This window comes from Curtobacterium sp. AG1037 (assembly GCF_003349855.1).
GTDB lineage: Bacteria > Actinomycetota > Actinomycetes > Actinomycetales > Microbacteriaceae > Curtobacterium > Curtobacterium citreum.
Genome location: NZ_QQAO01000004.1, coordinates 74993 through 88606 on the forward strand (window position 1 = coordinate 74993; position 13614 = coordinate 88606).

13 protein-coding genes are annotated in these 13614 nt (G+C 73.0%); 6 read left to right on the top strand and 7 right to left on the bottom strand.

Annotation, left to right across the window (positions count from 1 at the left end; genetic code table 11):
• Positions 1-91: 91 nt before the first annotated feature.
• Positions 92-631, top strand: a complete 540-nt coding sequence (locus DEU32_RS07180; RefSeq protein WP_114849942.1) for a hypothetical protein — start codon at positions 92-94, stop codon at positions 629-631.
• A gap of 87 nt (positions 632-718) precedes the next feature.
• Here DEU32_RS07180 and DEU32_RS07185 read toward each other — a convergent pair whose 3' ends face one another.
• The 3 genes from DEU32_RS07185 to DEU32_RS07195 are packed head-to-tail and all read right to left on the bottom strand — an operon-like array spanning position 719 to position 4011.
• On the bottom strand, positions 719-1942 hold the full coding sequence (locus DEU32_RS07185; RefSeq protein WP_114849943.1) for a GAF domain-containing protein: 1224 nt from the start codon (positions 1940-1942) through the stop codon (positions 719-721).
• A gap of 52 nt (positions 1943-1994) precedes the next feature.
• Positions 1995-2420 carry a DUF779 domain-containing protein gene (locus tag DEU32_RS07190; protein WP_114849944.1) on the bottom strand — a complete coding sequence of 142 codons (426 nt, stop codon included), beginning with the start codon at positions 2418-2420 and terminating at the stop codon, positions 1995-1997.
• Between the two features lie 49 nt (positions 2421-2469).
• Positions 2470-4011, bottom strand: coding sequence for an aldehyde dehydrogenase family protein (locus tag DEU32_RS07195; RefSeq protein ID WP_114849945.1), 1542 nt, complete (start codon positions 4009-4011; stop codon positions 2470-2472).
• 141 nt (positions 4012-4152) lie between these two features.
• Between DEU32_RS07195 and DEU32_RS07200 the strand changes: the two genes are divergently transcribed.
• From DEU32_RS07200 to DEU32_RS07220, 5 genes are all read left to right on the top strand, one after another.
• Positions 4153-5235 (top strand): DUF6177 family protein, encoded by a 1083-nt coding sequence (locus tag DEU32_RS07200; protein ID WP_114849946.1) that lies wholly within the window; start codon positions 4153-4155, stop codon positions 5233-5235.
• Positions 5225-5599 carry a hypothetical protein gene (locus tag DEU32_RS07205; protein WP_114849947.1) on the top strand — a complete coding sequence of 125 codons (375 nt, stop codon included), beginning with the start codon at positions 5225-5227 and terminating at the stop codon, positions 5597-5599. The genes DEU32_RS07200 and DEU32_RS07205 overlap by 11 nt, the downstream gene beginning before the upstream one ends.
• On the top strand, positions 5596-6936 hold the full coding sequence (locus tag DEU32_RS07210) for an AAA family ATPase (RefSeq protein ID WP_114849948.1): 1341 nt from the start codon (positions 5596-5598) through the stop codon (positions 6934-6936). Before DEU32_RS07205 ends, DEU32_RS07210 begins: the two co-directional genes overlap by 4 nt.
• On the top strand, positions 6926-8488 hold the full coding sequence (locus DEU32_RS07215) for a tetratricopeptide repeat protein (RefSeq protein WP_114849949.1): 1563 nt from the start codon (positions 6926-6928) through the stop codon (positions 8486-8488). The genes DEU32_RS07210 and DEU32_RS07215 overlap by 11 nt, the downstream gene beginning before the upstream one ends.
• A 195-nt stretch (positions 8489-8683) precedes the next feature.
• Positions 8684-8977, top strand: coding sequence for a hypothetical protein (locus DEU32_RS07220; RefSeq protein ID WP_114849950.1), 294 nt, complete (start codon positions 8684-8686; stop codon positions 8975-8977).
• A gap of 120 nt (positions 8978-9097) precedes the next feature.
• Here DEU32_RS07220 and DEU32_RS07225 read toward each other — a convergent pair whose 3' ends face one another.
• The 4 genes from DEU32_RS07225 to DEU32_RS07240 form a co-directional block, all read right to left on the bottom strand.
• A complete protein-coding gene (locus DEU32_RS07225; RefSeq protein ID WP_147281420.1) occupies positions 9098-9952 on the bottom strand; it encodes an SseB family protein in 855 nt (284 codons plus the stop codon).
• 5 nt (positions 9953-9957) lie between these two features.
• Positions 9958-10773, bottom strand: coding sequence for a hypothetical protein (locus tag DEU32_RS07230; RefSeq protein ID WP_114849952.1), 816 nt, complete (start codon positions 10771-10773; stop codon positions 9958-9960).
• Between the two features lie 70 nt (positions 10774-10843).
• Entirely contained in the window at positions 10844-13261 is a 2418-nt protein-coding gene (locus DEU32_RS07235; RefSeq protein WP_114849953.1) for a DNA/RNA non-specific endonuclease, read from the bottom strand.
• A complete protein-coding gene (locus DEU32_RS07240; protein ID WP_144801075.1) occupies positions 13258-13602 on the bottom strand; it encodes a DUF6507 family protein in 345 nt (114 codons plus the stop codon). The genes DEU32_RS07235 and DEU32_RS07240 overlap by 4 nt, the downstream gene beginning before the upstream one ends.
• Positions 13603-13614: the final 12 nt, after the last annotated feature.

Genomic DNA, 13614 nt, shown 5'->3' on the forward strand with positions numbered 1-13614 from the left:
CCCCTGTGCTTCAGTCCTGCTTCAGATTCGAGCTCGACCGTCGTCCTCGTCGGCGGACCACCCCGGTCCGCCACGGAGAACCGGAGACACCATGAACGACGAACTGCACGACGAGACCACGACCGACCGGGCCCCGCGCCGCCACCGCCGGCTCCGCGCGATCGGCATCGGCACCGCCGCGGCCGCGGTGCTCGTCCTCGGTGGGGTGGGCGTCACCGCGGCGATGGCCGACGGTGCCGGCAGCGGCCCGACCGTCACCGCCCCCACCGGCGCACCCAGCGGGGCGCCGACCGGCGCCCCGTCCGGAGCGCCGAAGGACGGGCCCGAGGGAGCGCCGTCGCCCGGGAAGGACGCCGCCGGCAAGGACGGCAAGGACGCTCCGGCGGCCCCGGGTTGCGTCGCCCTGCCCGCGCCGGGCAAGGACGCCCCGACCCCGCCCGCGCCGGGCAAGGACGCGAAGGCACCGAAGGACGCGCCCACCCCGCCCGCGCCCGGCAAGGACGCACCCACCCCGCCCGCGCCCAGGAAGGACGGGAAGGCGCCGAAGGACGCCCCGACCGACGCACCGACCCCGCCCAGCGCCCCGGAGCAGGGCGACCAGGCGACGCCCGCACCGACCTCCGGGTCCTGACCCGGATCGCGCCCGCTGCGGGAGGCGCACCCCGTCGGCCGCGCGGTCGACGCGGGGCGCGCCTCCCGGCCGGTGTCCCGGTCCCCGTCAGCGACGGTCGAGCGCCTCGATCGCCGCGACGAGACCGGCCCGCCGCGGCGACCGCCGCGGCAGCACCCCGAGCAGGGCGCGGAGCACCTGCGGATCCGCGGCGCCGTCCGCGGTCCGCGACCACGCCTGCAACGCGTCGATCCCACCGTCGGTCAGCACCGACTCGCGGAACCGGGACCGGACCGCGTCCCGCAGGTCGTCGACCCCCGGCGACGCCGACCCCGGCAGGACCGGTCCGGCGTACCCGTCGACGGCCTGGAGGCGCGCCCCGCGGTCGAGCGCGGACAGCACTGTCTCGACGTCGGTGCGGATCCCGGTCAGGCGGTACGGCCGCGACGACAGGTGCGCGCCCGGCGCGTGGTCCGCGAGGACGCGGCGGAGGCGCACGACCTCAGCCCGGAGCGTGGGGACCGCACGGCGGTCGCCGTAGACCGCGACCGCGAGGTCGGCTGCGGCGAGACCGCCGGGCGTGGACGCCAGGACGGCGAGCACCTCGGAGTGCCGCTCGGACAGCCGGACGGCGCGGTCGCCGGTCCGGAGGGTGGCGGTGTCGGAACCGAGCAGCGTCAGTTCGGCCGAGGCGGCACCGCGGCGGCCTCGGTCTGCTCGGTCTGCTCGGTCTGCGCGCGGGACGGTCGTCGAGGTCGCCCGCGTGGCGTTCCGGAGGGCGGTGAGGGCGATCTCCGCCTCGGCCGCGGCGGCTGTCGCCGTGAGGAGCGGCAGCGTGTGGCGTTCGACCGCACGGTCGTCGCCCGTGATGTCGAGGGCGCCGACGACCGAGCCGTCCGCCGCGTGCAGCGGGACGGCCGTGCAGGAGAACGCCTTCACGGCGGTGGCGTAGTGCTCCTCGGAGCGGATCTGCACGCCGCGGCCGAGGCGGAGCGCCGTCCCGGGGGCGCTGGTGCCGGCGTGCTCCTCGGCCCAGTCGGCACCGGCCGTGAAGCCCATGTCCTCGGCGGCGCGCCGGGCCGCGCGTGCGCCGTCCACCCACACGATGCACCCGGTGGCGTCGGTCAGCGCGACGACGCACTCGGCGGCACGGACGTCGTCGAGCAGGAGCCGACGGACCACGGGGAGCGCGGTGCCGATCGGTCCCTGGCCGCGGATGGCGTCGAGCTGGGCGTCGTCGAGCGCGAGCGTCGGCAGGCCGTCCGGGTCCACCCGGGCCGAGCGACGCCAGGACTCGGCGACGAGCGGGCGGAGCCCTGCGGGAGCGGGCACGGTGCCTCCCCTCGCAGGTCTCCGCCGCGCCGTCGCGGTCGGTGCCGTCAGCCTACGTCGGCCGCACCGCCGGGACCAGGCCCAGGTCCTCGAGCTCGGCGTCGGTCAGCATCCGTGAGCGGGTGAGGAACCGCTTGCCCTCGGGGACCTCGACCGAGAACCCGCTACCCCGCCCGTCGACGACGTCGATCGTGAGGTGGGTGTACTTCCAGTACTCGAACTGCGCTCGGGACATGTACACCTCGATGGGCGCTGTGACCTCCACGGGGTCGAGCTCGGGGACGTCGAGCGTGCCGAGCAGGACGTCGCCGGGACCGGTGCGGAACATCCCGACGGGGTAGCACATCGGGCTCGAGCCGTCGCAGCAGCCGCCGGACTGGTGGAACATCAGCGGGCCGTGCCGGGCCGTGAGCGCGCGGAGGAGCTCGGCCGCCTCCGGCGTGACGGCGACGCGGGCGGTGGTCCCGGGGTGCGTCATCAGGAGGATCCCCCTCCCGGCGCTGCTCCCTCGCCGTGAAGATGCGTCATCAGAAGAACCCCATCGGTCCCTCGGCGTACGAGACGAGCAGGTTTTTCGTCTGCTGGTAGTGGTCGAGCATCATCTTGTGGTTCTCGCGGCCGACACCAGACTGCTTGTAGCCGCCGAACGCCGCACCGGCCGGGTACTGGTGGTAGGTGTTCGACCAGACACGTCCGGCCTGGATGTCGCGGCCCGCCCGGTAGAGCGTCGTCGCCTCGCGGCTCCAGACACCCGCGCCGAGTCCGTACAGGGTGTCGTTGGCGATCCGGATCGCGTCGTCGTACCCGCTGAAGCGCGTGAGGGAGAGGACCGGTCCGAAGATCTCCTCCTGGAAGATGCGCATGCTGTTGTCGCCCTCGAACACCGTCGGGGTGACGTAGTACCCGCCGCTCAGCTCACCACCGAGATCCGCGCGCTCACCGCCCGTGAGGAGCTTCGCGCCTTCCTGCTTGCCGATGTCGATGTAGCTCAGGATCTTCTCGAGCTGGTCGTTCGACGCCTGGGCACCGATCATCGTCGACACGTCCAGCGGGTGGCCCTGCTTGACCGCGCGCACCCGGTCCAGACCGTCGGCCACGAACCCGTCGTAGATCTCCTTCGCGACCAAGGCACGCGACGGGCACGTGCAGACCTCGCCCTGGTTGAGGTTGAAGAAGGCGAAGCCCTCGAGCGCCTTGTCGTAGAAGGCGTCCTTCTCCTGGGCGACGTCGGCGAAGAACACGTTCGGGCTCTTGCCGCCGAGCTCGAGCGTCACCGGGATCAGGTTCTGCGACGCGTACTGCATGATCAGGCGCCCGGTCGTGGTCTCGCCCGTGAAGGCGACCTTGCGGACGTCCGGATGCTGCGCGAGTGGAGCCCCGACCTCGAACCCGAAGCCGTTCACGACGTTGACCACCCCGGCGGGCAGCAGGTCCTCGATCAGACCGAGGAGCACGTGGATCGACGCGGGCGTCTGCTCGGCGGGCTTCAGCACGACGCAGTTGCCGGCGGCGAGTGCCGGTGCGAGCTTCCACACCGCCATCAGGATCGGGAAGTTCCACGGGATGATCTGCGCGACCACCCCGAGCGGCTCGTGGAAGTGGTACGCGACGGTGTCGTGGTCGATCTCCCCCGTCGAGCCCTCCTGCGCGCGGATCGCGCCGGCGAAGTAGCGGAAGTGGTCGATCGCGAGCGGGATGTCCGCGCCGAGCGTCTCGCGGATCGGCTTGCCGTTCTCCCACGTCTCGGCGACGGCGAGCATCTCGAGGTTCTGCTCCATCCGGTCCGCGATGCGGTTCAGGATGTTCGCGCGCTCGGTGACGCTCGTCCTGCCCCAGGCGGGGAAGGCCTTCCACGCGGCGGCGACGGCCTTGTCGACGTCCGTGGAGTCGCCCCGCGCGACCTCGGTGAAGGTCTTCCCGGTGACCGGGGTCGGGTTCTCGAAGTACTGCCCACCCGTCGGCGGGACGTACTCGCCACCGATGTAGTGGTCGTACCGGGAGCGGAAGGCGACGAGCGCTCCGTCCTCGCCCGGTGCGGCGTAGGTGGTCGGCGATGCTGCGATGGTCATGGTGGTGCCCTCTCGACGACGGTGTCGACGGCGCACGGTCTGCGCGCCTCGGGCGGGACGCTACGGCGGCGGGGGTTGCAGCGGGTTGCGAGGCGGCCCCGCCCCGGCGCTGCGCGCCGCCGTCCCGGTATGGTCGGTTGCATGGGGATCGAGCACCCGCTGGTGGACGGGACCGGCGACGGCTACGTCGTCAGCGAGACCGTCGGGCGGCTCGTGGCGCTCACCCCGATGCGCGCGGACCTCGTCGTCCAGGCCTCGGCTGCCGGACTCCGGGTGGTGTTCCTGACCCCGGAGACCTCCCGCCTGACCGAACCGTTCCGGCAGGTCCTCGACGCGGCCGACGGACGCTGGGTCGTCCGGTCCGGTAACGGCGCGCTGCGCGACGGGTCGACCGGCACGTCGCTGCTCGGACTCGCCGACGCCTTCCGCGCCCCGGGGACCACCGACGCCGTCGACCCGCGGTACCTCGAGGTCCCGCGACCGGAGCAGGTGCAGTTCGTGGTGTCGGCGTCGATCCGCCACCGCCCCGACGCCGGCACACGTCTGGGTCGGGCGTGGGAGACGTTCGCCGCGCTCGGGCCCGGCACGACCCCGAGTGGTTGGGGCTCGCACGAACCGGTCGAGGCCGACTGGGACAAGGACACCCTCACCGCTGCCGCACGCGCACGGATGCCGCAGGACGCCCGGTTGGTGGTCGTCGGCGACGAGCGGGCGCCGCTGGCCGGGTCGCTCACCGCGCGGCGTACCGAGCACGGCGTGGAGGAGGTCGTCTCCGGCCTGGTCGGCGTCGGGGTCCCCGGCAGCGATGCGGTCCAGCGCGCGCACGACGCCGCGACCGTGCTGCTCGGCGACCTGTGCCGCACTGCGCTCCCGCTGGTCGCGATGGTGTTCGCCCGCGTCGGCTCGGCCGACCTGACCGTGCGCCCGACGCTGGAGCAGGACCCCGAACCCGTGGCGATGCTGCTCGGCGCCCCCGCCGTCAAGGGCCTCGGACTCGACGTCGACGAGATGCGCGACCGGTTCGGAGCCGAACGGGTCGGCCGTCCGCGGGTGCCGTCGCTCGTGCTGCGGTTCCGCGACGGCCCCTCGCGCCCGGACGCCACCGGGTGGGAACGCCTGCGCCCGGTGGTCGACCACCTGGGCCGCGACGCCCTCGAACGCCTGACCGGCCGCGACCTCGGCGCCGGACGGACCCCGCAGGAGGAGCAGCACCGTGCCCCGTGAACTCACGATCCTCGGTCCGACGCTCGTCGGTGACGCCGAGTTCCGCCCCGCCGCCGCCGCGGTGGACGCCGGGATCGGCCTGCGACTCGTCCGCGGCGGACTGGTCGGACGCTTCACGGACGCGGACGGACGGGTCGTCGCCACCGTGCAGCACCCCCGCCGCGTCCGCTCGGACACCGAGGTCCGTCGCCTGCTGCCCGACCTCACCGAGCTCCCGCCCGAGGCGGAGGGTGGCGGCTGGTGGTGGACCGACGTCTTCGTCCCCCTGCACGACGACGCCGGGTCCGTCGGCACCGCACTGGCCGAGGCGATCGCGGACCACGCGCACGCCGCGCTCTCGACACAGGACGGTGGCCCGCGATGACCGACGACCCGCTCTTCGCCAGCCTCTTCGCCGCTGTGCAGGCAGCGCCCGACGACGTCGCCCTGCGCGGCCAGGTCGCGCAGCTGCTCCTGCAACGCGGCCGGGCGGCCGAGGCACTCCAGCACGCCGCCGTGGTGCTGCAGCTGGACCCCGGCAACGCGCTCGCCCTGCACGTGCTCGCGGACGCGAGCGCCGCGCTCCGGACGCACGGACCCACCGACGTCGGCGACGCGGCCACCGGCACCGAGCCTCCCGGCCGTCCCGAGGAGGCGTTCGACTGGCGACGTGCCGAGGCGGAGCTGGGACGCAGCGTCCCGCCGCCCTTCGTCGAGTCCGCCGGCCGCCCGCAGGACGGGCCGACACCGCCGAACGAGCCGTCGGACGGGCCGTCGGCCGTGCCGTCGGACGTGCCGGAGAAGATCCGGCTCGACGGCGAGGGCGAGCACGTCGTCGACGTCGAGGTCGAGCGGCCTGACGTCACCCTCGACGACGTCGGCGGACTCGCGGACGTCAAGCAGCGCATCCGCGAGTCCTTCCTGGAACCGATGCGGCACCCGGAGATCGCCGCGGCCTTCGGGCAGACGCTGCGCGGTGGGCTCCTGCTCTACGGACCACCCGGGTGCGGCAAGACCTTCATGGCGCGGGCCATCGCCGGCGAACTCGGCGCGCACTTCGTGACCGCGCGGATCGACCAGGTGCTCGACCCGTACCTCGGCAACACGGAGAAGAACCTGCACGCGGTCTTCGAAGCGGCTCGGGCGCAGACGCCGGCGGTGCTCTTCTTCGACGAGATCGACGCGCTCGGCGCCCGACGGTCGAGCATCGGCAGCGGCTGGAGCGGACTGCGGCAGATGGTGAACCAGCTGCTGCTCGAACTCGACTCCGTCGGGTCCGAGAACGACGGGTTGTTCGTGCTCGCCGCGACGAACAGCCCGTGGGACGTGGACCCGGCGTTCCTGCGCCCCGGACGACTCGACCGGATGACGCTCGTGCTGCCGCCGGACGCCCCCGCGCGCGAGGCGATCCTGCGCCACCACTTCGCACGACGCCCCATCGCCGGCATCGACCTCGGACAGGTCGTCGCGGCGACGCAGGACTTCTCCGGGGCCGACCTGGCGCACCTCGTGACCTCGGCAGCAGAACAGGCGATGGCCCGCTCCGTCGCCGCGGGTGAGATCCAGCCGCTCGTGATGGCGGACGTGCAGCACGCCCTCGGCCAGGTCCGACCGTCGACGGGCTCGTGGCTCGTGACCGCGAAGAACGTCGCCGCGTTCGCGAACGCCGACGGCCGGTACGACGACCTGGTGGTGTACCTGAAGCAGAAGCGTGTCCTCTGACGCCACCGAGTCGGTCGTCGCGCGGGCCGGGTCGCTGCGGGCCCTCGGGCAACTCGACGCCGCCGAGCGACTGCTGCAGGACGCGCTCGGTACGGCTCCGGGCGACGCTGCGCTGCTGACGGAGTGGGCCGCGCTGCTGCAGGCGCGTGGCGACCTGCTGCAGGCCGAGCAGGCCGCGCGGTCCGCGCTGCAGGCCGCTCCCGACACGCTGCCCCCGTACCTGCGGCTGGTGGCCGTGCTCATCGTGGCCGGCCGGGCCCCGGAGGCGCTGACCATCACCTCGCAGCTGGTCGGCATGGCACCCGACGTCGCCGGCGTGTGGGCACAGCACGCGCTGGCGAGCATCGACGGGCGTGGCCGCCGCATCGAGCAGGTCCGGCACGCGTACCACCGGGCGCTCGAGCTGGAGCCGGGGTCTCCGGACTGGCACACGGTCGCTGCCGTCTGCGAACGGGTGCACGGCAACACCGGACTCGCGCGGGGGTTCGTCGCTGCGGGGCTCGAGCGGGCGCCGCAGCACCCGGCACTCCTGGCGCTCCGAGCCGAGTACGCACCCGTGGCCGAGCAGCCCGGGTTGTTGCTCGACCTGCTCGTCACCAACCCGGGTGACGAGGAGTCGCGGGAACTACTCGACGCGGCTGTCACCTGGGAGCGTCGAGCAGCGTCCGCTGTCGCGCTCGTCCCGGTGGTCGTCGCGGCCGTCGCGCTGGCAGGACCCGGTCTCCCCGGAGCCGTAGCGGCGACCATCGCCGCGGCCGGGGGCGCCGCCGCGGTCTGGGCGGCGCTGCGGCGGTACCGACGGCGTCGTGATCGGCTGCCGGCGAGCTACCTCGCCACGCTGAGCCGGCGCGGATCCGTCGTCGCCCGATGGGCCGCGATGGTCGCGACCGGGTCGGTCGTGTTCGGTGTCGCCGTGCGCTGGGTGGCGGTCGGCGTCGACGGTCCCGCCTGGGAGCTGGCCAGCGCGTGGGTGCTCGGCACCGCGGTCGTCGCGGGGCTGCTGTCCGTCGCGGCGCCGCTGCCCGGGGACGACCGGGTGCTCCGTGCCGCACGGGCCCGGACCGGGCGGGTGCTGTGGGGCGTCGGGTGGCGTTTCGGCAGCCTGCGCCAGGAACTCGCGCTCTGGACCGGGCTCGGGGCCGGGGTGCTCGGGCTGGTGGTCGCCGCGACCGGATCGTCCGACGGCGCACCAGCGGGACTCGTCACCGCGTCGGCGTGGCCGATCGCCCTCGTCACGGCGACGGCGTTCGTCGAGGCCGTGCGCGCTGGACGGTTCGCGCCGCAGCGGTACCTGCGGAGTCTCGGCATCCGCTACCGGCTGCTGGCGCTCGCCGGGCTGACCATCGGGCTCGTCGCGATCGGCGCCGTGGGGCTGCAACCGCCGGGTGCGCGCGGGACGTCGGACCGCGAGCCCGCTCCGGTCAGCACGTTCACGGTCCCAGGAGCGCCAGCGCCGGGCTCCCCGGTGTCGGGAGCACCCGTGCCGGTGCCGTCGTTCTCGGTACCGAGTTTCGACTTCCCCACCATCCCACCGCTGACCGGAGGCACCTGACCATGGACGTGACCCCCCGCCCGGACGTTCCTGGACGGCGTCCGCATCCAGCACGAGCGTGGCTGGTCATCGCTCCGTGACCGCCCCGAGCAGTACGCCATCGGCACGTGGCGCTGTTGGCTCGTCGCCTCCGGGCATGGTTCCGCGGGGCGCCCACTGCGCGTCGGGCTGTACCTCGGTGCGGAGGACTGGACCATGCCGTTCCCGAACGACCCCGACCACGCGCTGACCCCGGAGCAGGTCGCCGACGGCCTCGCTCCGACGCTCGACGATCGGGCGCGCCAACTGGATCCGGACTACCCGGCGTGGTTCGCGGCGCTGCTCGAGCGCTGCGGACCCGGGACGGTGCCCGTATTCCAGGGCGAGGGACTCCTTCGAGGCGCGGAACCGGCGTGCGTCGGACCCGATGGTGCGGTGGAAGCGCTCGAACTCGGTCCGGAACCACCGGAGCCGACGCGCGATCGAGGTCAGTTCGACCTCGGGCCGTAGCCCGGCGCCCGCGTCAGCGAACGCGCGACGGCGTCGACCCCCGCAGACACCGGCGTCATCCTCCGGCGTGGCCGGGCTGGGGGCTCTGCAACGCAGGTACGCGGTCGCGGTCGCGGTCGGTCAGCGTGCCCACTCCGGGACGAACCGCGCGCCGCGCCCCTGCGCGGCGAACTCCGCGCGCCAGGCATCGAGTCCCGGCACCGGATCTGCGTCGATCCGGGGAACGCGGGGATCGGCAGCACCGAAGTCGAGCCGGTCGTCGTACACGAACGAGTACGAGAACGATCCGGCCGAGGTCAGGTGGAGCTCGGCGCCGATCCAGGTTCCCTTCTCCGGTTCGGCCGCGGAACGCCGGAGCACGCGGAACTCGTCGACCATCGGGTCCGGCACCTGCACCGGGGTGGTCTGTCCTGCGGAGACGACTGCGCCGCGCGCTGTGTGTTCGCTCCCGCAGAACCCCACGAAGAAGTCCGCCGAGTCGAAGGTGCCACCCTGTGCCAGCCACCGGTACGCGTTGCCGGCGAGCGTCGACTGAGCCTGCTGCGTGGCGACGATCGACCCTGCCGGTGCGGACTGCTCGGACTGTTCCGTGGGGGTCTTCCCTGGTGCCAGCAGTTCGGCCGGGATCTGCGGGTGCACGTGCGCCACGAGGGCGGCCGGCAGGTGCAGTTCCCGCGGACCCGGGTTGACCAGGATGCCGCTGTCGGGGACGGCGATCCCGATGACCCGTGCGCCCGTCAGGACCACCACGTCGTTGGCGGTCGGCAGGTCGATCTGCAGGCTGTGCTGCTCCCCGGTGAACACGGCCAGGGCAGGGCCGTCGTCCCGGTGCGTCACGATCGGGAAGGCCGTCTCGCCGTCGATGTGCATCGGCACCAGGAGCGGACTCGGGACGAAGCTGTCCACGAACTCACCGAGTGCTGACGGGTCGACCAGGGCACGACCGAGTCGGGCGTCGAGGTCCGGGTTCTCCATGCCGGTCACTGGTCGAACCGCCGTGCGATCTGCCAGTCCACGATGTCGGTGATCGCGTCGGTCACGTCGTCCTCGGCGCGGTCCGGGCCGTTCGGGGTGTCCAGCTCGGCTGCGAGGGCGGCACACGAAGCGGTGTCGTGGACGAACCGTCGGAGCAGCGGCCCGGTGGCAGCGGCTGCGACCTGCTCGAGTGCGCGGTCGTCGACCTCGCTGTGGAGGAGCTCCGTCGCGGGCGTGTCCGCACGGAGCGCCCGCACGATCTCCTCTGACACGGCGTCGAACACCTCGGACCAGCGTGCCGACGACGCCAGCGATGCGCGCGCCGGCGGCCAGGTGGGCGCCGCAGCGATCGCCCGCTCGACGGCAGCGCCGTCCCCGGGCTGACGCTCGGTGACCTCGCCTGCCACGAGCGCCCGCAGCCACGCAGGGACGTGCTCAGGCGACCGCGGGTGCCGGGCGAGTTCTTCCCCCCACGCCTCATCGAGTGGCAGCGCCAGGTCGACGTCCGAAGGGTCGAGGTCCGGGATCAGCCGGTCGAACCAGACGCGGCCATCCCAGTTGTACGAGAACGAAGAACTGCCGGACGCCCGGTCGACATCGAGGGAGGCGGAGAACCAAGCTCCCCGTTCAGGATCAGCCATCACCTCGCGGAGTTGTTCCCAGAGGTCCTGGAACTGCCCTCGGACGCGCATGGATCCGAGAGAACCGTCTGCCCGGGTGAATCGACTGACCATCGTGCCCATCGAGCCCACCTCGGCCACGATGAACCGAGCCGTCACCCAGTCGTCGTGGGGGCCGAGCAGCCGACCTGCTTCCGCCACGATCCGCGCTTCGAGGGTTTGTTGTTCCGCTGTCACATCTCTCCAGAGTGCAGAGCCGCAACACGGCGGCTCATGGGGTCGGGGCGTTCGAGAACCGGGCCGATCGAATCGGGCCGTCACCGATCTGGTATTCCACATCGTACCTCGACGGCCGGAATCCGTCCGGGTACGTCAGGTTCACTTCGACACGGACCGATCTGCCGGAGTCGATCGCCGCCGCCCACTGGTTCTCGAGGGCCTTGTAGGCTCCGAGGTTGACCTTGCTCCACTGTGCCGTGAGGTTGATGCCCTCACCCGGGCCACCGAAGAGCGTCGCGAAGATGTGGCCGCCGTGGTCGACGCGCAAACGGTCCGCCCCTCCCGCTGCGGTCTGCTGCCCACCGTGCCGAGACCGGTTCTCGAGCTCCTTGACCACTTGGTCGAGGTGACCCTCGGCGTGCACGACCCGTGCGTGCTCGTCGGTCTCGTAGACCCACTTGCCGCCGTCGATCTCGTAGCGCGTGTTCGCCTCGATCGCCTTGTGGTAGAGGTCGGTGTTCCACGCCCCCTTGCTGCCGGAGTCGTACTGGCGCACCGTCCGCTCGACGCCGTCGTCCCCCAGGTGCGTCGTCGGCGGTGTGTCGTGCGGGGCAGGAGCGTCCCCGTGCTGGGCTGGCGGGGTGTCGTCGCCGTGCGCGGGGCTCGGGGTGTCGTCGTGCGCGCCGGCCGGGGTGTCCCCGTGCGGTGCAACGGGCGAGTCACCGTGTGCACCGGCCGGAGTCTCGCTGTGCGCGGCAGTCGGCGTCTCGTCGTGCGCGGCAGTCGGCGTCTCGCCACGTTCGACGGACGGGTGGCCGGCGTTCGGAGGGTCGACGTGCGGAGCCGGCGCCTCAGGACGCGCCGCGGGAGTCGACGGGGCATCGGCGTGCGACGCGGAGGCGGAGGGCGCATCCGCCCGCGGAGCCTCGGCGTGCGGAGCGGGGGCGGACGGCGCGTCCGCGTGCGGCGTCGAGACGTCGACCTTGCCCGCGTCGCCGACCAGGTCGACGCCCGTCGTGGGCAGGTCTCCCTCGCGCGTCACCTTCGCGACGTCACCCGCATCGACTCCGCGGACGCCGTCGACCAGGTCACCCACAGTGAGACCGTGGCCCACGTTCACGAACTCGTCGGCCCCGCGCGCTGCCCGGGCCGCGTCGTCCACGAACCCACCGGCACGCGCGACGTCACCCGCCGCGTCGGCAGCCGCAGCGGTCGCGTGCGCGCCGGCACTGGCCTCGCCCGCGCCCGGGATGAAGAGCGTGCCGATGTTGAACGCGCTCGCGCCCGCGGTGCCGCCCGGGTCGTCGACCCACGACTGCGCGATGTTGTAGCCGTCCCACGAGGACGACTCCCACCACTGGTCGGGGAGCTTCAGCCCGACGAGTCCCCCGACGGTGTCCGCGAGGGCGGTGGTGTCGTCGTGCCCCCAGTCGGACAGGAACTGCTGGGTGTCCTTCGGCAGGAAGTCGCCGAGCGGGCTGTTGCCGAGTGTGTTGACGACGGTGCCGACCGGGGTCAGCGCCGAGGCGAGGTGCCCGAGCCCGAGCCAGGCGCCTCCGTACGTCTGGCCGGCGCGCCCGAAGGCGTCGTCGACCATGTCGGACCGTCCGGTGATGCCGCCGGCGATCGCCTCGGCGTACCAGGGGATGCCGGTGCCGTCCCAGCCGGTCAGGAGGGAGCTGAGACCCTTCGCCATGCCGCCGAGTCCGTCCACGACGACACCCTTCACCAGGTGTGCGGGGAACCCGGCGGCCTTCTCGCCGCAGGACTCCTTGCGGTCACCGGTCGACCCCCACGGGGTGTCGATGTCGCTCTCGCCCGCCCACGGCAGGGACGCCTCCGCCGCGGCCATGATCTGCGCGGGGGTGCCGGTGCTCGTGCCGGGGAGCGGTGCCAGGCAGGCGGCGGCCAGGATCGCGTTCGCGCAGGTCTGCTGCGCCGCGAGCCACTCCTCTGCCAGGTCGGCACCCCGGCGGATCAGCCGGTTGTTCTCGTCGACCATGTCCGGGTCCTGGTCCCACGACGTGATCTCGACCTTGGTGCCCGTGATCAGGCTGACACCCATCGTGCTGACCGCCTGGGACGCGATGACGTAGCCGTCGTCGGAGTCCTGCATCCGCGGCTGGAAGTTCTTCGCGCGGCGGACGAAGTCCTCGGCCTCGGTCTTCAGCGTGTCGAGTTCGGTCTTGATCGGCCCGACGGTCTCGGCGTAGGTCGACAGTGCGGACGCGACGGAACCGAGCCCGTCGCCGACACTCGTGGTCGCGGTGCCGACCGGCGTCATCACCGAGTACAGGTGCTCGGCACCGTCCGACTGGTACGACCCGGAGATCGCCTGCCAGGCCCGGACGGTGTCACCACCGCCGGTCGTGATGGTCGTGCCGAGGGTCGAGATCGTCGATGCGCCGGACGACACGGCAGCGGCGTCGATCTTGTCGCCGGGCAGCTTGCTCGGGTCGATGAGGCTCACTGCTGCACCCCCAGGATCGACAGGTCGCCGTTCGTGGCGGCGACGCCCGCGTTCGTCTCCATCGTGGCGGCGATCTCCTCGTCACCCGCGACGACCGCGTTCGTCGCGGCGACGGCACCGTCGATCGCCGCCGGCACGTGCCGCGTGATCGTGGTGACGTCGGCCGACATCGCGTCGAAGAACCGGGACAGCGCACCGTTGATCAACTCGGACTGCGCCCCCGTGGCGACGGTCTGGACCGCACCGTCGATCTTGCCGAGCGCGTCCATCACGGGCTGGCTCTTCGTCGCGACGTCCGTCAGGACGCTCTTCACCCCTGCGGGGTCCACCCTGTAGGTCATGGCTCACCTCGA

Coding starts and splice junctions, on each gene's coding strand:
- DEU32_RS07180 (WP_114849942.1), top strand. CDS start 92: ATGAACGACGAACTGCACGACGAGACCACGACCGACCGGGCCCCGCGC.
- DEU32_RS07190 (WP_114849944.1), bottom strand. CDS start 2,420: ATGACGCACCCCGGGACCACCGCCCGCGTCGCCGTCACGCCGGAGGCG.
- DEU32_RS07195 (WP_114849945.1), bottom strand. CDS start 4,011: ATGACCATCGCAGCATCGCCGACCACCTACGCCGCACCGGGCGAGGAC.
- DEU32_RS07200 (WP_114849946.1), top strand. CDS start 4,153: ATGGGGATCGAGCACCCGCTGGTGGACGGGACCGGCGACGGCTACGTC.
- DEU32_RS07210 (WP_114849948.1), top strand. CDS start 5,596: ATGACCGACGACCCGCTCTTCGCCAGCCTCTTCGCCGCTGTGCAGGCA.
- DEU32_RS07220 (WP_114849950.1), top strand. CDS start 8,684: ATGCCGTTCCCGAACGACCCCGACCACGCGCTGACCCCGGAGCAGGTC.
- DEU32_RS07225 (WP_147281420.1), bottom strand. CDS start 9,952: ATGGAGAACCCGGACCTCGACGCCCGACTCGGTCGTGCCCTGGTCGAC.
- DEU32_RS07240 (WP_144801075.1), bottom strand. CDS start 13,602: ATGACCTACAGGGTGGACCCCGCAGGGGTGAAGAGCGTCCTGACGGAC.